This window comes from Streptomyces fulvoviolaceus (assembly GCF_000718165.1).
Lineage (GTDB): Bacteria > Actinomycetota > Actinomycetes > Streptomycetales > Streptomycetaceae > Streptomyces > Streptomyces fulvoviolaceus.
In genome coordinates this window covers 11,929-31,506 of the sequence record NZ_JOEY01000001.1, presented here as the reverse complement: position 1 = coordinate 31,506, position 19,578 = coordinate 11,929, and the positions used below count along the sequence as shown (strand labels likewise).

Here is a 19,578-nt window from a genome sequence, read left to right as displayed (position 1 = left end):
CTTCTCAATTTCCTAGCGGTCGCTACAGAAAAGACCGTACAACAGGCTTCCGGCTTTTCTCTAGCACCCGCTATACAATTCACTCCATGGTGAGCAGCGAGGAGACGAAGGCGCAGGTCAGACCCGTATCCAAACCACGCGGCCGGCCTCGTTCCTTCGACCGCGAGACCGCTCTGGAGAAGGCGATCCTCGCCTTCTGGGAGCACGGCTACGAGGCCACGTCCGTCTCCGACCTCACCCGGGTCATGGACATCGGCGCCCCGAGTCTGTACGCCGCCTTCGGCGACAAGCGGTCGCTGTTCGAGGAGGTCGTGAGGGAGTACGGCGTGCGGTACGGCTCCTTCGGTGAGCGGGCCCTCGCCGAGGAGCCCACCGCCCGGGCCGCCGTGCAGCGGATGCTGCGGGAGGCGGCCGCCGAGTACACGGCCCCCGACCGTCCGCACGGCTGTCTCGTCGTCCATGCCGCCACCAACTGCAGCACTCCGGAGGTCGAGGAGTCGCTGCGCGAGCGGCGCAACGCCAACATCGCCGCGTTCGAGAGCCGGATCAGGGCGGACATCGCCGCGGGGGAGCTGCCGGCCGGTACCGACGCCGCCGCGCTCGCCCGGCACACCGGAGCGATCATCCAGGGCATGTCGCAACAGGCGCGCGACGGGGCGAGCCGGGAGGAGTTGGAGGCGCTCGCGGAAATTGCCATGGCCATCTGGCCCCGCACATGAACCCACACGGGTTAGGCTGCGTGGTGGATGTTAGGGCGTCCGACTAGTTGGTCCCGCAAGGGAAAGCGCCAACAACAAACAGCCTTCAACGCATGGACACACGTAGTGGTCTAGTCCACAATGCGTAGAGGGTGCATGACAACGAACAGACTTCCGTCTTCCCCGCACAGGAAGACGGACCGAGGATCCGAGGCTCTCTGCCCTGACTGCCCCGGCTCCTCATCCTTCGGCCATCCGGGACCGCACACCCCGCGGCCGATGTTGCTCCGGGCTGCGGTGCCGGGAGGGTTGAGGGTCCCTCCCAGGCGCCGCGGCCCGCGGGTGTTTTCGGGGCCAACCCCCGTTTTTAGGACCTGCACAAACCGGCGGGTACGCTCGCACACGTGCCCTCCATGAACGAACTGGTCCGCCAGCACACCGCCCTCGACGCCTCCGACCTCGAGTGGCTCCATCTGCTGGTCTCGGAGTGGCAGCTGCTCTCCGACCTCTCCTTCGCCGACCTCGTTCTGTGGGTCCCCACCCGCGACGGCACCCGCTATGTCTCCGTAGCCCAGATGCGGCCCAATACCGGCCCGACCTCCTACCAGGACGACATGGTCGGCCACCTCGTCCCGCGCGGCCGCCGCCCCCTGCTGGACGCGGCGCTCGACGAGGGCCGGATCGTGCGCGAGGGCGACCCGGAGTGGCGCGAGGAGGTCCCGGTCCGCGTCGAGTCGATCCCGGTACGGCGGGAGGGCCGCGTCCTCGGTGTCATCGCGCGCAACACCAACCTCCTCACCGTGCGCACCCCGAGCCGCCTCGAACTGACGTATCTGCAAAGCGCCTCGGACCTCGCGCAGATGATCGCGGCCGGCTCCTTCCCGTTCCCGAATCAGCAGATGGACATGGACGCCGCGCCGCGCGTCGGCGACGGCCTGATCCGCCTCGACGCCGACGGCATCGTCCAGTACGCCTCCCCGAACGCGCTGTCCGCCTACCACCGCATGGGCCTCGCGTCCGACCTCGTCGGCCACCACCTCGGCAAGACCACCGCCGAACTCGCCCCGACCCACGGACCGGTGGACGAGGCGCTCGCCAAGGTGGCCAGCGGCTGGGCGCCGCGCGAGTTCGAGATCGAGGCCCGCGACGGGGTGATCCAGTTCCGGGCGATCCCGCTCAAGCCCAAGGGCACACGCATCGGCTCGCTGGTCCTGCTCCGGGACGTGACCGAACTGCGGCGCCGCGAGCGCGAGTTGATCACCAAGGACGCGACCATCCGGGAGATCCACCACCGGGTGAAGAACAACCTCCAGACGGTGGCCGCTCTCCTCAGGCTCCAGGCCCGGCGCATCGACTCCGACCGCGGTCGCGAGGCCCTCGAGGAGGCGGTCCGCCGGGTCGGCTCGATTGCGATCGTGCACGAGACGCTCTCCCAGAACCTGGACGAGCGCGTGGAGTTCGACGAGATCGCCGACCGCGTCCTCGCGATGGTCGCCGAGATCTCGCCCGGCAAGGTCGCCGGCCGGCGCACCGGCCGCTTCGGCATCCTGGACGCCGAGGTCGCCACTCCGCTCTCGATGGTCCTCACCGAGATCCTGCAGAACGCCCTGGAACACGGCTTCCGCGAGGGCGACACCGGCACGGTCGAGGTCTCCGCGGTCCGCGGCGGCACCACCAAGGAGTCCCGCCTCCTGGTCACCGTCCAGGACGACGGCGTCGGACTGCCCGAGGGCTTCGACCCGCACACCGCGGGCAACCTCGGCCTGCAGATCGTACGGACCCTGGTGGAGGGCGAGTTGGGCGGTACGTTCGACATGGTCCCGGCGCCGGGGGGCGGTACCCGGGTGATTCTGGACGTCCCGGTGCGGTCGCACAAGTGACGTCGTAGGAAGCCGGTGCACAGCAAAGAGCCCCGGACCGTTCAGGTGGTCCGGGGCTCAACATGCTCGTTGCCAGCGTTTGCTGCGCATCGGGGGTACTGCGCGCTGCGGCTCGGGGGCGGGAGATGCGTACTCGCTGTACGCGCCGCCAAGCTCAGGCTGTTAGCGGGGTGGGTTGTCAGGCGGTGGCCTGACGGGCCCGGTTGCGGGCGGCGCGGCGCTTCATGGCGCGACGCTCGTCCTCGCTGAGACCACCCCAGACGCCGGAGTCCTGGCCGGACTCGAGCGCCCACTGCAGACACTGCTCCATGACGGGGCAGCGGCGGCAGACGGCCTTGGCTTCCTCGATCTGCAGCAGCGCAGGACCGGTGTTGCCGATGGGGAAGAAGAGCTCGGGGTCTTCCTCGCGGCAAACGGCGTTGTGACGCCAGTCCATGGCTGCTACCTCTCCTTGGTATTACATGCGGGTTGCTTGTGAATGTGAACGCTTTCACGAATCCCTCAACAAGTGAAGGGCCGTCCGTCAGGTTTCCCTGGCGTGGTCCTGGGTTTTGAAGAGGGGTTCCGGTGATCCGTGGAGGCCGGTGTTGCGGGCCGTCTCGATCGCCACGTAGAGACTCGCAAACCTCAGCGGCGGATACAACCCCTTCCGGAAAGTTTTTTTTGATTCCTCGGTGTCGACTAGGTCACAGCCGTACTTCTATGGGGTGGACCCTGGCCTAAACGTTCGAGTGAAAGGACTTCAGCCCTTTCTGCTCACACAATCACACGCAGTGCACGGCGTACGCCTGTGAACGTCACGCTCGTACGCAGTCCAAGGTGGTCGCCGTCCATCTGCAGGGGCAACGGCACCTTCGAATGCAAGGTGAACTCGGTCAGGTCGTGCAGGGAGGTCACGTGCTTGCCGTGGGGTCCGCGCTCGGGGGACGAAGCGAGCAACTGGGTGCCATACCGGGCAACCGCGACCGTGGACATACGGCTGAGACCGAGCAGGTCGAGACCTGTATCGAACGAGGCCTTAGGCGACGCGTACACCGGGCGATTGCCCAGATACGTCCACGGAGAGGTGTTACAGACTATGGACAGCACCAGATCGGTCACCGGATCGGCACCGGGCTGCTCCAGAGTGATGGTGCCGTGTCGGCGGTGGGGTTCCTGCAGGAACTGACGTACGACCTGGCGCAGGTACAGCGCATGGGTGGACTTCTTACCCAGCTCTCGCTGCTGTTCGACCCGGCCGACCACGCCGGCGTCGAAGCCGAGGCCCGCGCAGAAGGTGAACCAGCGGGACGGCACCGCCTCGTCCTCGGTGCCCGGTGTGCCCGCGGCGAGACCCATGCCCACCGTGCGTTCGCTGCCCTCCCGCAGGGCGTCCAGCAGGGCGCCGGTGGCCTCCACGGCGTCGTTGGGCAGGCCCAGGGCGCGGGCGAACACGTTGGTGGAGCCGCCGGGGACCACGGCGAAGCCCGGGAGGCGATCGAGGTCGGGGCCCGCGTGCAGGAGGCCGTTGACGACCTCGTTGACCGTGCCGTCGCCGCCCAGGGCCACGACCAGGTCGATGTCCTTGCTCTCCGCCGCCTGTCGGCCCAGGTCGCGCGCGTGGCCGCGGTACTCGGTGGTGATCGCCTCGAGCTTCATCTCGCTCGCGAGGGCATGAATCAGGACATCGCGCGTACGTGCGCTTGTGGTGGTTGCCGCCGGATTGACCACGAGAAGTGCACGCATGAGTTGCAGCGTACCTACTGGGTGGTACCGGGCACAGGGCGAGGTAGGGATCAAGTAAGACTCGGGGGCGTGAACCTCGCCACGGAGGCGTACGGGTCCGCCATGGAGGCGTGTGGGTCGAGGGCTACTCTTCAGGGGTGAGCAGCGAGCAGACCCCCGCCACCCCCGAAACCACCGGTCCGCGCCCGCGGCGCCTGACGTACGCCGCCGCACTGGCCGCGCTGGAGGGGCTCGCGCTCGTCGCCGGGGGCGTCTGGATGTTGGTGGAGGGCCTCGCGGGGGATCCGGACGACCGGCAGTCGGCCGTCACCGGAGGCGTCACCCTGATCGTGCTCGCCCTGCTGCCGCTGCTCGCCGCGCGCGGGCTGCTCGGCCGGCGCGGCTGGAGCCGGGGGCCGGCCATCATCACCCAGATCATGGCGCTGCCGGTGGCCTACAACCTGCTGCAGGCCGACAGTGTGGCCATCCCGGCCGGTATCGCTCTCGCCGTCGTCGCGGTCACCGCGCTGGTGCTGCTGATCAACCCCGCGACGACCCAGGCCCTCGGGATCAGGGGTCCGGGCCGAACGCAGGACGGCAAGCAGTAGCCGGATCGCTGTAGAACCGGCTGTTACTCCTCCACCAGCAGTTTCTCCCGCAGCTGGGCCAGCGTCCGGGCCAGCAGCCGGGACACGTGCATCTGCGAGATGCCGACCTCCTGCGCGATCTGCGACTGGGTCATGTTGCCGAAGAAGCGCAGCAGCAGGATCCGCTTCTCGCGCGGCGGGAGGTCTTCGAGCAGGGGCTTGAGGGATTCGCGGTACTCGACGCCCTCCAGCGCCTCGTCCTCGGCGCCGAGCGTGTCCGCCACGGCCGGGGACTCGTCGTCGGTGTCGGGGACGTCCAGGGACAGCGTGGAGTACGCGTTGGCGGACTCCAGGCCCTCCAGGACCTCCTCCTCCGAGATGGCCAGCTTCTCGGCCAGTTCGTGCACCGTGGGGGAGCGGCCGTGCTGCTGGGAGAGCTCCGCGGTCGCCGTGGTCAGCGCGAGCCGCAGCTCCTGCAGACGGCGCGGCACCCGGACCGCCCAGCCCTTGTCGCGGAAGTGCCGCTTGATCTCGCCCACGACCGTCGGAGTCGCGTACGTCGAGAACTCCACGCCGCGGTCCGGGTCGAAGCGGTCGACCGACTTGATCAGGCCGATGGTGGCGACCTGGGTGAGGTCGTCCAAGGGCTCGCCGCGGTTGCGGAAGCGGCGCGCGAGGTGCTCGACGAGCGGCAGATGCATCCGGACCAGCCGGTTGCGCAGCTCCGCGTACTCCGGGCTGCCGTCCTTCAGCGTGCGCAGCTCGATGAACAGGGCGCGTGCCCCGCTGCGGTCCTGTGGATCGTGGCGCGTGACCGGCACGCTCTGCGCGCCCGCCGCATGCTCGTCCGAGTTTCGCTCGTGCTCGCTCATCGTCCCGCCCGTCGCCCTTCTCCGAGCCGTCGCCTCGGCTCGGACAGGGGAGACCCCGATCCGCGCTGCCGGAGGCGCGCCCTGCACGGCACCTTCCCGATCACGCTGCCCGTCGCCCAGGAAACCGGCCGCCGCTGTGGTGTCGGCGTCCTCCTCCGGGTGCGGCCGGGCCTGCTCGGGGATGCCGTCGATGCCGTCCGTCATGCGTCGGGAACCGCCTTCACCCAAGCTCTCGGCATTGCTCGGGCAGGGCGGACGATGCCCGTCCTCGGCCGGCAGCTCCCGTGTGCCGCGCTCTTCGTCCCGCACCGGCCCGTCCCCGTTCCTCACGCCGGCCCGGGTCCCGCGCCGCGCTGTTTGTAGAGGCTGATCGAAACGGTTTTGTCCTCGTCCACGGCCGAGGAGACCTTGCCCGCCAGGGCCGACAGCACGGTCCACGCGAAGGTGTCCCGCGCGGGTGCGTGACCGTCCGTGGTCGGGGCCGAGACGGTGACCTCGAGAGAGTCGTCGACAAGTCGGAAGACACAACTGAGTACGGAGCCGGGCACGGCCTGCTGGAGCAGGATCGCGCAGGCCTCGTCCACCGCGATGCGCAGATCCTCGATCTCGTCGAGGGTGAAGTCCAAACGGGCCGCGAGGCCGGCCGTGGCCGTCCGCAGCACCGACAGGTAGGCACCCGCAGCCGGCAGCCGGACTTCCACGAAGTCCTGGGTCGCGGGCTCGCCTGCGATCTGGGACACCCTCACCTCCAAGGTGGTACAAGCTTTTCGGGGCCGAGGGTCGCCCCCCGGGGTAACGCGAAGTGTGGTTCAGCGGTGACGCTATCGCGCTCTCGACTTTCCTGTCCCCGGGACCCCAACCCCATGCTGTCACTCATAGTAAACCTACGGACACGCTCCGTGGCTAGGGGGTCTGCGAGCCCAATTGGGAAGAGCGCGCGCCGGGTTGACGTACCCAGCAGTCGAACGGTCGAACCGTCCGGAAACCCGCTCGCCCAGGGTCACACGAGTACGTGGTCGACGAAGCACCAACGCCATTCTTCGCCGGGTTCGTGGGTTCGCATGATCGGATGGCCGGAGTCCTTGTGGTGCTTTGTCGCATGCTGTCCCGGCGAGGTGTCGCAGCAGCCGACATGACCGCAGGTGAGACACAGCCGCAGCTGAACCGGGTGGCTGCCGTCGGCCAGGCACTCCAGACAGGTCTCGCTGAGCGGCTGTGGATCCGGGTGCGGCAGCGCGTCGGCGTGCGTGCACTGTTTCATGATTGCCAGATTACGACGGGTGCGCGCATGACCGCGCGGAAAAACGAGGGCGGGCGAGGGCCATGGACGTGATGCCACTGCTGTTGTTGGTCGCGGGCAGCGCCGCGATCGCCGCGGCCGCCCGGCGTACGCCGGTACCGGCGCCGCTGCTGCTGGTCGCGGCGGGACTGGTGATCTCGTACGTTCCCGGGGTCCCGGAGTACACCCTCGACCCGCACGTCGTCCTGCCGCTGCTCCTGCCCCCGCTGCTGTACACGTCGGCCTCCGACAGCTCGTATCTCGACCTGCGGGCGCAACTGCGGCCCGTGGCGCTCCTGTCGGTGGGGTACGTGCTCTTCGCGACCTTCGTGGTCGGCTGGGCCGCCTACCTGATCGTGCCGGAGCTGCCGCTGACCGCCGCGCTGGTGCTGGGCGCGGTGGTGGCGCCGCCGGACGCGGTCGCGGCCACCGCGGTCGCCCGCCGGGTGGGGCTGCCCTCCCGGATCACCACGATCCTGCAGGGCGAGTCCCTGGTGAACGACGCCACCGCGATCACCGCCTACCGGGTGGCCCTCGCGGCCGCGGTCGGCGAGGGTGCCACCTGGGTCGGTGGGATCGGCGAGTTCCTGCTCGCCGCGGTCGGCGGAGTCGGCATCGGCCTGCTGCTGATGGTGCCGCTCCACTGGCTGCGCACCCACCTCAAGGAGGCGCTGCTGCAGAACACCCTCTCGCTGCTGATCCCGTTCGTCGCGTACGCGACGGCCGAGCAGGTGCACGCCTCCGGTGTCCTCGCGGTCGTGGTCGTCGCGCTCTATCTCGGACACCGCGCGTGGGAGGTCGACTTCGCGACGCGCCTCCAGGAGGAGGCCGTATGGAAAATGGTTGCCTTCGTTCTGGAGTCCGCCGTGTTCGCCCTGATCGGACTGCAACTGCCCGTCGTCCTCAGGGGTCTCGGGGAGTACGAGGGTCTCAGCGCCGCCTGGTACGCGGTCGCCGTCTTCCTCGTCGTGGTCGCCTCCCGGTTCGTGTGGGTCTATCCGGCGACCTTCCTGCCCCGTCTGCTGTCGGCCCGGATCCGGGAGCGCGAGGACCACCCCACCTGGAAGGCGCCGTTCGTCATCGGCTGGGCCGGGATGAGAGGCGTGGTCTCGCTGGCGATCGCCTTCTCGATCCCGCTGACCATGCACCACGGCGAACCGTTCCCCGAGCGCAACCTCATCCTGTTCCTGACCTTCACCACGGTCATCGGAACCCTGGTCCTGCAGGGTCTGACGCTGCCCCCGCTGATCCGCTTCCTGAAGCTGCCGGGCCGGGACGCGCAGGCCGAGACCCTCGCGGAGGCCAACGCCCAGGCGCAGGCCTCCCGGGCCGCCGAGCGGCGCCTGGACGAACTCCTCGCCGACGAGCGCAACGCCCTCCCGCCGCCCCTCGCCGACCGCCTCCGCCAGGTCCTGGAGCGCCGCCGCAACTCCGTCTGGGAGCGCCTCGGCCAGGCCAACCCGGTCACCGGCGAAAGCGTCGACGACACCTACCGGCGTCTGTCCCGGGAGATGATCAGCGCCGAGCGCGCGGTGTTCGTGAAGCTGCGGGACGGCCGCTACATCGACGACGAGATGCTGCGGACGCTGCTGCGCAGGCTGGACCTGGAGGAGGCGGCAGCCTACCGGGAGGCGGCGTAGCGCTCCGCTGGAAATCCGGTGCTTCGACTGCGGGTCCGTCGTGGCTGGTCGCGCAGTTCCCCGCCCCCCTTTGGGGCGCTGTCGAACCGTACGGGACTTCGCCGGACCCGCTCAGGTCCGGGTTTACGGCGGCTTGCAGAGATCTACGGGAACGGGCGGCCCGTGACGACGGCCGCGATCGTCGTCCCGCGCGGGAAGGCGGCCTCGTCGGCCAGGGTGACAAGTCCGTACAGCAACTTGGCGACATAGAGACGTTCGACGCGTAGTCCGTGGCGGTTCTCGAAGTCCTCGGTGAAGGCGTCGAGTTCGGGGGTGGTGCGGGCGTAGCCTCCGAAGTGGAAGCGGTCGTCGAGGCGCCAGTTGCCGCGCGGGCCGCCAAAGGCCCGCTGTTGCAGGGCCTCTATGTCGGTGGTCAGGAAGCCGCCCTTGAGAACCGGAATGCCCAGTGCGTGCTGGTCGGGGGCGAGGCCGGCCGCCAGGCCCGCGAAGGTGCCGCCGGTGCCGCAGGCGAGGGCGACGACGTCGGCGTGGCCGCGCAGCTCCTCGCCGAGCGCGCTACAGCCCCGTACCGCGAGCGCGTTGCTGCCGCCCTCGGGGACGACGTACGCGTCCTCGGCGCCGGCCGCGTGCAGCACGCGCGCGAGGGTGTCCGGTTCGGATTTACGGCGGTACGTCGACCTGTCGACGAAGTGGAGCCGCATGCCGTCGGCGGCGCACCGGGCCAGCGAGGGGTTCAGCGGGCGGTCCGCCAGCTCCTGGCCGCGGACCACGCCGACCGTGGGCAGACCGAGGAGGCGGCCGGCGGCGGCCGTGGCGCGCAGGTGGTTGGAGTACGCGCCGCCGAAGGTGACGACGGTGCGGCCGGCCGCGGCGGCGAGGTTCGGCGCGAGCTTGCGCCACTTGTTGCCGATCAGCTCCGGGTGGATGAGGTCGTCGCGCTTGAGGAGGAGGCGGAGGCCGTGGCGGGCGAAGCGGGGGTCCGACAGTTCCTGCACGGGGGAGGGGAGGCGAGGGTGCAGGGAGTCGAGGCCGGTCACGGAACCATTGTGACCTGGGGCGTCACTTCAGGCGGTCCCGGATCCGCTCCCGCATCCGCGTCATCGTGAACCCGCGCGGATCCACCTTCCCCGGCTGCCACTCCAGGTGCCCGATGACCGACCGCTGCGTCCATCCGTGATGGCGGCAGATCGCCGCGGAGACCTTCTCGATGGCCTCCAGCTGGGGCGCCGGCCAGGGGTCCTCGCCGTCGCCGAGGTTCTCGCACTCGAAGCCGTAGAAGTGGCGGTTGCCGTCGGTGTTGGCCTCGTTGTCGGGCGGCAGCGCCTTCTCGGCGATCACCGCGCGCAGGACGTCGTCGTCGCCGAGGCCGGCGTGGTTGGCGCGGCCGTAGCCGACGAGGTGGACGGTGCCGTCCTTGGTGATGACGCCGTGGCACAGGGGCCCGGGCAGGCCGGTGTAGCCCTTGCGGCACAGCTCCACGGTCCGCGCGGCGCCCTTGGTCACCGTGTGGTGGATCATCACGCCGTGGACGGGCCCCCAGGGGCCCTTGTGGTTGCGGTTGTGGTGTTCCCAGTCGCCGACCTCGACGACGGTGGCACCCTCCGCCCGCAGAACGGCCAGGAATCTGCCCGCGGACATGGGTGAGGCCATGGCTGTCTCCTTCGTGTTCCTGCGCCCCGCAGCCGGCCGCCGGGTGCGACCGCCTCGTACCGCTGCTTGTACCGAAACCGGCGGGCCCCGACTCCTCGTTCGCACAGCGTGCGAGCCGATTCGGACAACGGCGTTCCGTTCGCAAGGCCGAACGCCGAGCGCACCGCTGGGAGTGCCGCGTTGTGCCGTCGTTCGGCTGCGGCGCCGTCGTGGCTGGCCGCCCCACGCTCGGACAGGAAATGGACAGGCGGTGGACAGGAATCGCACGCATGCCCAGTCAGCGGTGATCCATTCCCGCTCTTTCGTGTAATACCACTGGCACGTTCCGTGAGGAAGGGTGGGCCGTGCACATCGATGCCCGGGCGCAGGGTGCGTCCGGGCATGACCCGGGAGGCAATTCTTTATGTCGGTAGGCGAAGAGATCCGCAGCGAGCAGGACCGGCCGCAGCAGAGTCTCGGCACGGCAGCCGCGCGGAACCTGGCCACCACCACCAAGTCCGCACCCCAGATGCAGGAGATCACCTCCCGCTGGCTGCTGCGCATGCTGCCCTGGGTGAACGTGCAGGGCGGTACGTACCGGGTGAACCGGCGACTGACCTACGCCGTGGGGGACGGCCGGGTCACGTTCGTGAAGACCGGCGACCGCGTCGAGGTGATCCCGGCTGAGTTGAGGGAGCTGCCCGCACTGCGGTCGTTCGAGGACGACGAGGTGCTCTCCGAGCTCGCCCAGCGTTGCCAGCAGCGGGAGTTCGCCGCGGGCGCGGTGATCACGTCGTTCGGCAGTCGGACCGACGAGGTGTTCCTGCTGGCGCACGGCAGGGTGGAGAAGGTCGGCACCGGCCCGTACGGCGAGGACGAGTCCCTCGGCGTCCTGGCCGACGGGGCGTATCTCGGCGACCAGTCGCTGCTCGACCCGGAGGCCATCTGGGAGTACACCGCCCGCGCGGTCACCGCCTGCACCGTGCTCGTCCTGCCCCGCCAGGACGTCGACCAGATCGCGGAGCGCGCCGACACCCTGCGCGAACACCTCCAGCAGCTGCGCGCGATCCCCGCGCAGCGCACCAACAAGCACGGCGAGAAGGAGATCGACCTCGCGTCGGGCCACGACGGCGAGCCCGACATCCCGCACACCTTCGTCGACTACGAGGCGAGGCCCCGCGAGTACGAACTGAGCATCGCCCAGACCGTGCTGCGCATCCACTCACGCGTGGCCGACCTCTACAACCAGCCGATGAACCAGACCGAACAGCAGATCCGGCTGACCGTCGAGGCGTTGAAGGAGCGCCAGGAGCACGAGCTCATCAACAACCGCGAGTTCGGACTGCTGAACAACTGCGAGTACGACCAGCGGCTCCAGCCGCACGACGGCGTGCCCAGCCCCGACGACCTGGACGAACTCCTCAGCAGGCGGCGCGGCACGAAGCTGCTGCTCGCCCATCCGCGCGCGATCTCCGCGATCGGCCGTGAGCTCAACAAGCGCGGCCTCGTGCCCGAGACCATCGACATGGGCGGCAACCGCATCCCGACCTGGCGCGGTGTGCCGATCTACCCGTGCAACAAGATCCCGGTCACCGAGGCCCGTACGACCTCGATCATCGCCATGCGTACCGGCGAGGCCGACCAGGGTGTCATCGGTCTGCAGCAGGCCGGCATCCCGGACGAGATCGAACCGAGCCTGTCCGTGCGGTTCATGGGCATCAACGAACAGGCGATCATCAAGTACCTCGTGACGGCGTACTACTCGGCCGCGGTCCTGGTGCCGGACGCGCTCGGCGTGCTGGAGAACGTCGAGATCGGTCGCTGGAGGTGACGTTTCTCCACCTCGGAGCCGTGTCCCCGCCCGCCGGGGCGGGTACACCCCGGTATGCGCCCGACCACAGCGGAAGCGCCACCGTCCGCGAACCGACCGAGGGGAACCCGATGGCCGAGTTCATGACGGAGATGCAGGCGCGCCCCGCCGAGGCGCGCCCGCTCGACGGGCACGAGGCGGGGGTGATCCTGGAACGGGCCCGGGCGTCGGTCGACCCCGAGCTGCGCTCCGCTCTCGAATCACTGCCGGGCTCCATGCGCCGCATCGCGCTCTACCACTTCGGCTGGGAGCACGCCGACGGCACACCGGCGGCGGGCAACGCGGGCAAGGCGATACGCCCCGCGCTCGTCCTCACCGCGGCCGCCGCGCTCGGCGGACCGCGGGCGCGGGCGGCGGCCGTACGGGCGGCAGCGGCGGTGGAGCTGGTCCACAACTTCACGTTGCTGCACGACGACGTGATGGACCGGGACACCACCCGTCGGCACCGGCCCACCGCGTGGACCGTGTTCGGCGACGGCGACGCGATCCTCGCCGGTGACGCCCTCCAGGCGGTGGCCCTCAGGCTGCTCGCCGAGGATCCGCACCCGGCGGCCGCGGCCGCCGCCGCCCGGCTCGCGGCCTGTGTCGTCGAGCTGTGCGAGGGCCAGCACGCGGACCTGGCCATGGAGCGGCGCGGTCCCGGCGAGGTCACCCTCGACGAGGTGCTCGCCATGGCCGAGGCCAAGACGGGGGCGCTGCTGGGGTGCGCGTGTGCGCTGGGCGCGCTGTACACGGGGGCGTCCGCCGAGGACGTGGCGGCGCTGGACGCGTTCGGCCGCGAGGCCGGGCTCGCCTTCCAGCTCATCGACGACGTGATCGGCATATGGGGCGACCCCCGCAACACCGGCAAGCCGGCCGGTGCGGACCTCGCCGCCCGCAAGAAGTCGCTGCCGGTGGTTGCCGCGCTGGGCTCCGGCACGCCGGCGGCCTCGGAGCTGGCCGAGCTGTACGGATCGCCGTATGAGGAAGGGGACTTGGAGCGGACTGCGCTCGCCGTCGAGCAGGCCGGTGGGCGTGACTGGGCGGGGGCACAGGCGGCCGACCGGATGGCCCGTGCGATGCAGGAGCTGGCCCGTGCGGTGCCTGATCCGGAGGCGGCGGGTGGGTTGCTGGCGCTGGCGGAGTTCGTGACCAGGCGTAGTAACTAGCTCCGCTGGTTCTGCGGTTCGTTCTGTGGTTCGTTTGGCGCGGGCCGGTGGGGGCTGGTCGCGCCCACGCGGCGGAGCCGCACATCGACACAGCCCCGCGCCCCTTCAGGGGCCCTGCCGAACCGCAGCCGACGTCGCAAGGTCCGTTCAGGACAGGCCCCAAGACCCGGAGACCCCGGCACCGTGCGGCTCCTGACCCCGCGCGGACGCCGGGGTCTCCGGCTGACGGGTCCCGCGCATCCCCACGGTGCGCGGGCCCCGTCTCTCTTCGTTCACCGGATAAGGTCAACGACCGTACGATCAAGGTCGGTTGAGGCGGAGGGGCGGGCGGAACATGGGCGTGGCGATCCGGGCGGCGGACGAAGGGGACCGCGAGCTGGTCGTGCGGCTGTTGGACGAGGCCTTCCAGGACGATCCGGTGAGCCGCTGGGTGTTCCCGGACGACGAGTACCGCCGTACGACCCACCACCGGCTCATGGCCGCGTTCACCGACATCGTGCTCACCGTGGGCCGTATCGACCTCACCGAGGACGGCACGGCATGCGCGCTGTGGATGTCCGTGCCCGCGGACGAACACGATCCCGAGGGCGAGGACGGCCCCGCCCAACTGCGCGCCGGCATCGATCCGGACAACGAACGCATCGAGCTGATCGGCCGGTTGACGAACGCGATCCACCCCTCCGGCCGGGCCCACGAGTACCTGTGGATGATCGGCGTGGCCCCCGAGCGCCAGGGCGAGGGCCTCGGCACCGCGCTCATGACTCCGGTCCTCGACCGCTGCGACCGCGAGGGCCTGCCCGCCTACCTTGAGGCCAGCAGTGCCCGCAGCAGGAAGCTGTACGAGCGCCTCGGCTTCGAGCTTCCCGACCGCCCTCTCGACCTCCCCGACGGCCCGCAGATGTGGCCGATGTGGCGCGAGCCCCGCGGGTGACCTGTCGCCAGACCTATCGCTCCGGTACGACCGTCGCCACGATCCGTTCCACCAGCCCGTCCGGGACGCTCACCCCGGGCAGGATGCCGTCGAGGACGCCCGGCAGCGTCAGGTGCTCCAGGATCAGCCCGAGCATCGCGAGGTAGAGCACGGTGACGGTCTCGTCCCCGCCGGGCAGGCCCGCGTCCCGGTGGAGCTCCATGCCGTACTCCAGGTCGGCGCGCATCGACTTGGTGTAGGAGGCGCGCAGTTCGGGGCGGCGGGTGGCCTCCAGGCGCATCTCCAGGAGGGCCAGATAGCCGGTGCGGTCGCGGGTCGCGCGGGCCATCAGGTCGTGCATGAACGCCGTGACCAGTGAGCGGTCCTTCGGTCTCGTCATCAGCTCGGCGAGCATGTCGGGGTCCGGTGCGAGCCGTACGTGCAGGTGGGAGTCGATCTGCCGCAGCAGGTCGTCGCGGCCGGTGAAGTAGTTCGAGGCCGTGCCCACGGGCACCCCGGCCTCGGCGTCCACCGCGCGGAACGTCAGCCCGCGCGCCCCCTCGCGGGCGAGCACCTCGACCCCCGCGTCGACGAGCGCGGCCCGCCGCTCCGGATTGCTGGCCATACGGAATCTCCCCTCCCAGTTGCGTCCGGTCCCGAAAATACCCTTGCAACCACTACAAGTGAAGCACTACAACTACAGTGGTTCACAATCAGGACGCAACCAAGGGCGCAACCCACCTACGAGAAGAGACAAGCTTGCGAAAGCTCACGTACTTCATCGCCTGTTCGATCGACGGCTTCATCGGGGACGAGAGCGGCGACGCGTCGTTCATGTACCCCTTCGTGGACGAGGAGTTCTTCGAATTCCTCAAGGCCGAATATCCCGAGACCATGGGGTCCGGCGGCCGCAGGGCCCTCGGCATCGACGACCTGGAGAACCAGAAGTACGACACGGTCGTCCAGGGGCGCGGCAGCTACGACGTGGCGCTCAAGGAGGGCATCACCAGCCCCTACGCCCACCTGCGCGAGTACGTCGCCTCTCGCACCCTGGAGGAGTCGCCCGACCCGCACGTCGAGATCGTCGCGGACGACGTGGTCGGCAAGGTGCGCGAACTCAAGGCGGAGGAGGGCGAGTTCGGGATCTACCTGTGCGGCGGCTCCAAGCTCGCCGGTGAACTGCTCGACGAGATCGACGAACTCGTCGTCAAGACGTACCCGATCGTGCTCGGCACCGGCATGCCGATGTTCGGGTCCGGCTTCGCGGTCGCCGAGTTCGGGCTCGACGAGGTGCGCCTCTTCAAAAACGGCGTCTTCGTGCGGACGTACAGCAGGAAGCGCTGACTCCCGTACACCGGGAAGCGCTGACCCCCGTACAGCAGGAGCGCTGACGCCCCCTTCGCCCTACCCTGAAGACATGGACAGCGACAAGCACGTCTGTCCCGTCTGCCGGCACCCCGTCCAGACGGTCGTCCAGCGTCACAAGACGCTGGGCGCGTGGGTCCCGCGGTGGGTGGGCGGCCCGTGCCACAACCCCGAGTGCGAGGCCCACGTCGACAAGGACGCCGAGGACGCCGGGTCCGACGAGGACCACGGCGACAAGCCCACCGCGAAGAAATCCTGAACCGGCGGCCAAGAGGATCCGGCGGCCAAGAGGATCCGGCGGCCAAGAGGATCCGGCCGCCAAGAGAACCCGGCCGCCAGAAGAATCCTGAACCCGTGTCGAGAATCCGGCCCCGGCTCCGACGTCCCCTGTGAGAGCCGCCCAGTCCGGGCGGCCGAGCCGAGGACACCGAAGGAGCGGAATCATGAAGTACCTGGTCATGGTGCAGGGCACGCAGCAGGACTACGAGGCGATGCGCGGCAAGGCCTCCAAGCACTCCCCGGCCTGGAGCGAGCAGGAGATCCAGGCGATGTACGGCTACATGAGCGCGATCAACGACGACCTGTCCGAGACCGGCGAGATGCTCGACGGCCAGGGCCTCGCCGAGCCCGCGAAGGTCCGTCACGTCACCCTGGGCGAGGACGGCAAAGCGGTGATCACCGACGGTCCGTACAGCGAGACCAAGGAGCTGCTGGCCGGCTACTGGGTGCTGGAGTGCGAGAGCCTGGAGCGGGTCACGGAGATCGCCGACCGCATCACCCGCTGCCCCCAGCCCGCCGGAGCCCCCGTCTACCCGGTGGTCATCCGGCCCATCCTGGACGGCGCCGGGGACATCTGAGAGCCGGGAGCTTCCAGAAACCGTGGGACGGACGACCGAGACCGAGGACCTGCTGCGCCTGCATGCGCCGCAGGTCCTCGGCGCGCTGGTCAGGCGGTACGGCTATTTCGACGCCGCCGAGGACGCCGTACAGGAGGCGCTGCTCGCGGCGGCCGGGCAGTGGCCGTCGGCAGGGATCCCCGACAATCCGCGCGGCTGGCTCATCAAGGTGGCCTCGCGGCGGCTGACCGACGCGCTGCGCGCGGAGGAGGCGCGGCGGGCGCGGGAGGAGAAGGTCGCGGCGCTCACCTCCCGTTCCGCGGAAGACCGGGCTCCCCACGAGGACGACACCCTCTCCCTCCTCTTCCTGTGCTGCCACCCGGATCTGACCCCGCCCGCGCAGATCGCGCTCACCCTGCGCGCGGTCGGCGGTCTGACGACGGCGGAGATCGCCCGTGCCTACCTGGTCCCGGAGGCGACCATGGCCCAGCGCATCAGCCGGGCCAAGCAGAAGGTGCGCGGGGTGCGCTTCGGGCGGCCGGACAACTGGGCGGAGCGGCTACCGGCGGTCCTGCACACCCTCTACCTGATCTTCAACGAGGGCCATACGGCGACCTCGGGCCCCGCCCTCCAACGGCGCGACCTCGCCGGCGAGGCGATCCGGCTGACCCGCACGGTCCACCGCCTCCTGCCCGACGACTGCGAGGTGGCGGGCCTGCTGGCCCTGCTGCTCCTCACCGACGCCCGCCGCGACGCGCGCACCGGCCCGGACGGCGACCTCGTCCGCCTCGACGAGCAGGACCGCGGCCGCTGGGACAAGGCGGCGATCGAGGAGGGCGTCGCGCTGGTCACCCGGGCGCTGGCCCGGCGGAACGCGGGCCCCTACCAGGTGCGCGCCGCCATCGCCGCCGTACACGACGAGGCCCCCTCCGCGCAGGCGACCGACTGGCGGGAGATCCTCGGCCTCTACGACGTCCTCGTGCGCCTCGTCCCCGGCCCCGTCGAGCGCCTCAACCGGGCGGTCGCCGTCGCCATGGTCCATGGCCCGGAGGCGGGCCTCGCCGAACTGGACGGACTGGCGGGCGAGTTGGGGCACCGCCTGGATGCGGTGCGGGGGCATCTGCTGGAGCGGGCCGGTTCCTACGACGAAGCCCGCGCCGCCTACGAATCGGCGGCCGCGAAGACGCTGAGCCTGCCCGAGCAGCGGTATCTGCAGAGGCGGGCGGCGCGGCTGAGGCCGTAGCGTGGGCCCCATGTCCACGACACCCATCCTGCACATCACGGAACGCTCTCTGTGGGAGGAGGCCCGCGCCCGGGGCACGTACGAGATCTCCACCCGCGGCCGCACCCTCCAGGAGGAGGGGTTCATCCACTGCTCGACACGTGAGCAACTCCCGCGCACGGCCGCGGCCTTCTTCGCGGATGTGCCCGACCTCGTGGTGCTCGTCGTGGACCCCGCCCGTCTCGACGTACCTCTCAAGTACGAGGCCTCCGAACCCGGCGCCGAGGAGTTCCCGCACGTGTACGGGCCGATCCCGGTGGACGCGGTGGTGGACGTGGAGTCGTGGCGGTGACCGGTCGCCACCGGTTATGGCGCTGGGCCGTGGTGGTGTGGGCGGCCGTCGTGGTGGTCGGGGGTGGGCTCACGCTGTGGCTGCAGGATTCGGCGGAGCCGTACGGCGGGGAGGAGAAGACCAGCCGGACGCCCTCGCTCCCGGAGGGCTGGGAGACCCTGTGCCCGAGCCCCACCGTCGATTCCGACGGGAGGCGGGTGATCCACGCGTGCGCGTTCATCTCGGGCTAGGGCCTGCCCGGCTGCAAGAAACGGCGCCTGCCAGGCAAGTCGAGCGGGGTCTGGTGCGTGCAGCTGCAAGGCGGAGGAGGGCGGCGACGCGATGGGGGAGTCGGTAACCGACGACAACGCGGCTGGGGGTCCCCCACGCCTTTGAGGCAGTGGGGGAGTGCGTGCCAGACCCCGCGACGCCGGCATGATCCGTCGGGCAGGCCCTAGGGCAACCCGCCCGTCTCCGGATCCCGTCCCGTCAGGCAGTACGTGCCGCCGGCCGGGTCGCGCAGCACCGTCCAGTGGCGGCCGCGGGCGACGAGGGTCGCGCCCAGGCGCTCGTGCTCGGTCCTCGTCGCCTCGATGTCCGCGCAGGCCAGGTCGAGGTGGGCGGAGGCGGGGCGTTCCTCGTCGAGGCGCTGGAGGAGGATGCGGACCGGGAGGCGGGGCGGGGGCTTGAGCACGTGGAACTCGGGGAGCGAGCCGGGCGCCGAGTCCCAGTCGGCCAACAGACCGCTCCAGAAGGTGACTTCGGCGTCGTAGGACGAAGGCGGGATGTCGAGGCAGACCTGGTCGAGGCGGCTGCCGCGCACGACGGGCGGGCGCGTCGTCTCCCCGTGCCAGGGCATGGTGCACAGCAACTGCCCTGCGGGCGACCGCAGTACGGCCCACGTCCCGTGATCGGCGATCATCTCCGCCCCGAACCGCAGCGCCGACCGCGTGAACTCCCGTACGTCGTCCACCGGGAAGTCCAGATGCGCACCGCCCGGACCCGAGACCACCCCCTGTACCTTGACGCAGGCGTCGGCCCCGTCGTGCAGGAGGGTCGTGAACTCCTTGTTCTCGCCCCGGAGTTCGGAGAGACGTGTGTCCGTGACAGCCGTCCAGAACTCGCAGGCCTGCCCGAAGAGTTCGGCTGGCCGGTCGATGAACGCGTAGGTCCACAAGACCTGTCGGCTCATGCCTTCCGCTCCATGAACCGCAGCATGTTCCCCGCCGGATCCCGGAACGCGCAGTCACGCACTCCGTACGGCATGTCCATCGGTTCCTGGAGCACGTCGGCGCCGGCTTCCCGGACGCGGGCGAAGAGGGCGTCGCAGTCCTCGGTGGTGAAGTTGACCCCGCGCAGTACGCCCTTGGCCAGCAGCTGGTCCATCGCCTCCCGGTCGGCGGGGGAGAGGTCGGGGTTCGCCGCGGGCGGCTCCAGGACGATCGACACGTCCGGTTGCAGCGGCGACCCGACGGTCGTCCACCGCATCCCCTCGTACTTGACGTCGTTGCGGATCTCCAGGCCCAGGACGTCGCAGTAGAAGGCGATCGCCTTGTCGTGGTCGTCGACGGCGATGAAACAGGTGTGGAGTTTCAGGTCCATGGGTC

Annotated in this window: 23 protein-coding genes; 13 read left to right on the top strand and 10 right to left on the bottom strand. The window is 70.1% G+C overall.

Annotation, left to right across the window (positions count from 1 at the left end; translation table 11 throughout):
- Window positions 1-86 precede the first annotated feature (86 nt).
- Window positions 87-719: a TetR/AcrR family transcriptional regulator gene (locus IG08_RS0100185; RefSeq protein ID WP_030594390.1), complete on the top strand. Its 633-nt coding sequence runs from the start codon at window positions 87-89 to the stop codon at window positions 717-719.
- Window positions 720-1,111: 392 nt separating this feature from the next.
- Entirely contained in the window at window positions 1,112-2,578 is a 1,467-nt protein-coding gene (locus IG08_RS0100180) for a sensor histidine kinase (protein ID WP_030594386.1), read from the top strand.
- 178 nt (window positions 2,579-2,756) lie between these two features.
- On the opposite strand, the gene IG08_RS0100175 is transcribed toward IG08_RS0100180, so the two are convergent.
- A complete protein-coding gene (locus IG08_RS0100175; RefSeq protein ID WP_006380970.1) occupies window positions 2,757-3,014 on the bottom strand; it encodes a WhiB family transcriptional regulator in 258 nt (85 codons plus the stop codon).
- A 320-nt stretch (window positions 3,015-3,334) separates the two neighbouring features.
- Window positions 3,335-4,303, bottom strand: coding sequence for a diacylglycerol/lipid kinase family protein (locus IG08_RS0100170; RefSeq protein WP_030594379.1), 969 nt, complete (start codon window positions 4,301-4,303; stop codon window positions 3,335-3,337).
- A 137-nt stretch (window positions 4,304-4,440) separates the two neighbouring features.
- Between IG08_RS0100170 and IG08_RS0100165 the strand changes: the two genes are divergently transcribed.
- A complete protein-coding gene (locus tag IG08_RS0100165) occupies window positions 4,441-4,890 on the top strand; it encodes a hypothetical protein (protein WP_030594376.1) in 450 nt (149 codons plus the stop codon).
- A 23-nt stretch (window positions 4,891-4,913) separates the two neighbouring features.
- Here IG08_RS0100165 and IG08_RS53815 read toward each other — a convergent pair whose 3' ends face one another.
- The 3 genes from IG08_RS53815 to IG08_RS0100150 form a co-directional block, all read right to left on the bottom strand.
- Window positions 4,914-6,050 (bottom strand): RNA polymerase sigma factor SigF, encoded by a 1,137-nt coding sequence (locus tag IG08_RS53815; protein ID WP_078655364.1) that lies wholly within the window; start codon window positions 6,048-6,050, stop codon window positions 4,914-4,916.
- Between the two features lie 17 nt (window positions 6,051-6,067).
- Window positions 6,068-6,481, bottom strand: a complete 414-nt coding sequence (locus tag IG08_RS0100155) for an ATP-binding protein (RefSeq protein WP_019058277.1) — start codon at window positions 6,479-6,481, stop codon at window positions 6,068-6,070.
- A gap of 260 nt (window positions 6,482-6,741) precedes the next feature.
- Entirely contained in the window at window positions 6,742-7,002 is a 261-nt protein-coding gene (locus IG08_RS0100150) for a UBP-type zinc finger domain-containing protein (RefSeq protein WP_030594368.1), read from the bottom strand.
- A 62-nt stretch (window positions 7,003-7,064) separates the two neighbouring features.
- Here IG08_RS0100150 and IG08_RS0100145 point away from each other — a divergent pair, with 62 nt between their 5' ends.
- On the top strand, window positions 7,065-8,660 hold the full coding sequence (locus tag IG08_RS0100145; protein WP_030594364.1) for a Na+/H+ antiporter: 1,596 nt from the start codon (window positions 7,065-7,067) through the stop codon (window positions 8,658-8,660).
- 143 nt (window positions 8,661-8,803) lie between these two features.
- Here the strand turns inward: IG08_RS0100145 and IG08_RS0100140 are convergent, their stop codons facing one another.
- Both IG08_RS0100140 and IG08_RS0100135 read right to left on the bottom strand, forming a co-directional pair.
- Entirely contained in the window at window positions 8,804-9,697 is an 894-nt protein-coding gene (locus IG08_RS0100140) for a 1-aminocyclopropane-1-carboxylate deaminase/D-cysteine desulfhydrase (protein ID WP_030594362.1), read from the bottom strand.
- Between the two features lie 22 nt (window positions 9,698-9,719).
- Complete coding sequence (locus IG08_RS0100135) at window positions 9,720-10,310, bottom strand: N-acetylmuramoyl-L-alanine amidase (protein WP_030594360.1); 591 nt, start codon at window positions 10,308-10,310, stop codon at window positions 9,720-9,722.
- 403 nt (window positions 10,311-10,713) lie between these two features.
- On the opposite strand from IG08_RS0100135, the gene IG08_RS0100130 reads away from it, so the two are divergent.
- The 3 genes from IG08_RS0100130 (at window position 10,714) to IG08_RS0100120 (ending at window position 14,238) form a co-directional block, all read left to right on the top strand.
- Window positions 10,714-12,120, top strand: a complete 1,407-nt coding sequence (locus IG08_RS0100130; RefSeq protein WP_030594359.1) for a family 2B encapsulin nanocompartment shell protein — start codon at window positions 10,714-10,716, stop codon at window positions 12,118-12,120.
- 110 nt (window positions 12,121-12,230) lie between these two features.
- Complete coding sequence (locus IG08_RS0100125) at window positions 12,231-13,307, top strand: family 2 encapsulin nanocompartment cargo protein polyprenyl transferase (protein WP_030594357.1); 1,077 nt, start codon at window positions 12,231-12,233, stop codon at window positions 13,305-13,307.
- Window positions 13,308-13,641: 334 nt separating this feature from the next.
- Window positions 13,642-14,238, top strand: a complete 597-nt coding sequence (locus tag IG08_RS0100120; RefSeq protein ID WP_030594355.1) for a GNAT family N-acetyltransferase — start codon at window positions 13,642-13,644, stop codon at window positions 14,236-14,238.
- A 13-nt stretch (window positions 14,239-14,251) separates the two neighbouring features.
- Here IG08_RS0100120 and IG08_RS0100115 read toward each other — a convergent pair whose 3' ends face one another.
- Entirely contained in the window at window positions 14,252-14,842 is a 591-nt protein-coding gene (locus IG08_RS0100115; RefSeq protein ID WP_030594353.1) for a TetR/AcrR family transcriptional regulator, read from the bottom strand.
- 134 nt (window positions 14,843-14,976) lie between these two features.
- On the opposite strand from IG08_RS0100115, the gene IG08_RS0100110 reads away from it, so the two are divergent.
- The 6 genes from IG08_RS0100110 (at window position 14,977) to IG08_RS0100085 (ending at window position 18,222) form a co-directional block, all read left to right on the top strand.
- Window positions 14,977-15,561 carry a dihydrofolate reductase family protein gene (locus IG08_RS0100110; RefSeq protein WP_030594350.1) on the top strand — a complete coding sequence of 195 codons (585 nt, stop codon included), beginning with the start codon at window positions 14,977-14,979 and terminating at the stop codon, window positions 15,559-15,561.
- 73 nt (window positions 15,562-15,634) lie between these two features.
- Window positions 15,635-15,841, top strand: a complete 207-nt coding sequence (locus tag IG08_RS0100105) for a hypothetical protein (protein ID WP_030594348.1) — start codon at window positions 15,635-15,637, stop codon at window positions 15,839-15,841.
- A 184-nt stretch (window positions 15,842-16,025) separates the two neighbouring features.
- On the top strand, window positions 16,026-16,439 hold the full coding sequence (locus IG08_RS0100100; RefSeq protein ID WP_030594345.1) for a YciI family protein: 414 nt from the start codon (window positions 16,026-16,028) through the stop codon (window positions 16,437-16,439).
- A 22-nt stretch (window positions 16,440-16,461) separates the two neighbouring features.
- A complete protein-coding gene (locus IG08_RS0100095) occupies window positions 16,462-17,661 on the top strand; it encodes an RNA polymerase sigma factor (protein ID WP_030594341.1) in 1,200 nt (399 codons plus the stop codon).
- Between the two features lie 10 nt (window positions 17,662-17,671).
- Window positions 17,672-17,992 (top strand): DUF952 domain-containing protein, encoded by a 321-nt coding sequence (locus IG08_RS0100090; RefSeq protein ID WP_030594337.1) that lies wholly within the window; start codon window positions 17,672-17,674, stop codon window positions 17,990-17,992.
- Window positions 17,989-18,222, top strand: a complete 234-nt coding sequence (locus IG08_RS0100085; RefSeq protein ID WP_234342769.1) for a hypothetical protein — start codon at window positions 17,989-17,991, stop codon at window positions 18,220-18,222. The genes IG08_RS0100090 and IG08_RS0100085 overlap by 4 nt, the downstream gene beginning before the upstream one ends.
- A gap of 203 nt (window positions 18,223-18,425) precedes the next feature.
- Here IG08_RS0100085 and IG08_RS0100080 read toward each other — a convergent pair whose 3' ends face one another.
- Window positions 18,426-19,163, bottom strand: coding sequence for a VOC family protein (locus tag IG08_RS0100080; protein ID WP_030594332.1), 738 nt, complete (start codon window positions 19,161-19,163; stop codon window positions 18,426-18,428).
- A complete protein-coding gene (locus tag IG08_RS0100075; protein ID WP_030594329.1) occupies window positions 19,160-19,573 on the bottom strand; it encodes a VOC family protein in 414 nt (137 codons plus the stop codon). Before IG08_RS0100075 ends, IG08_RS0100080 begins: the two co-directional genes overlap by 4 nt.
- Between the last annotated feature and the right edge of the window lie 5 nt (window positions 19,574-19,578).

Excerpts from the sequence above, each read along its gene's own strand:
- IG08_RS0100185 (WP_030594390.1), top strand. The coding sequence starts at position 87 with ATGGTGAGCAGCGAGGAGACGAAGGCGCAGGTCAGACCCGTATCCAAA.
- IG08_RS0100180 (WP_030594386.1), top strand. The coding sequence starts at position 1,112 with ATGAACGAACTGGTCCGCCAGCACACCGCCCTCGACGCCTCCGACCTC.
- IG08_RS0100175 (WP_006380970.1), bottom strand. The coding sequence starts at position 3,014 with ATGGACTGGCGTCACAACGCCGTTTGCCGCGAGGAAGACCCCGAGCTC.
- IG08_RS0100170 (WP_030594379.1), bottom strand. The coding sequence starts at position 4,303 with ATGCGTGCACTTCTCGTGGTCAATCCGGCGGCAACCACCACAAGCGCA.
- IG08_RS0100150 (WP_030594368.1), bottom strand. The coding sequence starts at position 7,002 with ATGAAACAGTGCACGCACGCCGACGCGCTGCCGCACCCGGATCCACAG.
- IG08_RS0100145 (WP_030594364.1), top strand. The coding sequence starts at position 7,065 with ATGGACGTGATGCCACTGCTGTTGTTGGTCGCGGGCAGCGCCGCGATC.
- IG08_RS0100135 (WP_030594360.1), bottom strand. The coding sequence starts at position 10,310 with ATGGCCTCACCCATGTCCGCGGGCAGATTCCTGGCCGTTCTGCGGGCG.
- IG08_RS0100130 (WP_030594359.1), top strand. The coding sequence starts at position 10,714 with ATGTCGGTAGGCGAAGAGATCCGCAGCGAGCAGGACCGGCCGCAGCAG.
- IG08_RS0100125 (WP_030594357.1), top strand. The coding sequence starts at position 12,231 with ATGGCCGAGTTCATGACGGAGATGCAGGCGCGCCCCGCCGAGGCGCGC.
- IG08_RS0100120 (WP_030594355.1), top strand. The coding sequence starts at position 13,642 with ATGGGCGTGGCGATCCGGGCGGCGGACGAAGGGGACCGCGAGCTGGTC.
- IG08_RS0100115 (WP_030594353.1), bottom strand. The coding sequence starts at position 14,842 with ATGGCCAGCAATCCGGAGCGGCGGGCCGCGCTCGTCGACGCGGGGGTC.
- IG08_RS0100105 (WP_030594348.1), top strand. The coding sequence starts at position 15,635 with ATGGACAGCGACAAGCACGTCTGTCCCGTCTGCCGGCACCCCGTCCAG.
- IG08_RS0100100 (WP_030594345.1), top strand. The coding sequence starts at position 16,026 with ATGAAGTACCTGGTCATGGTGCAGGGCACGCAGCAGGACTACGAGGCG.
- IG08_RS0100090 (WP_030594337.1), top strand. The coding sequence starts at position 17,672 with ATGTCCACGACACCCATCCTGCACATCACGGAACGCTCTCTGTGGGAG.
- IG08_RS0100080 (WP_030594332.1), bottom strand. The coding sequence starts at position 19,163 with ATGAGCCGACAGGTCTTGTGGACCTACGCGTTCATCGACCGGCCAGCC.
- IG08_RS0100075 (WP_030594329.1), bottom strand. The coding sequence starts at position 19,573 with ATGGACCTGAAACTCCACACCTGTTTCATCGCCGTCGACGACCACGAC.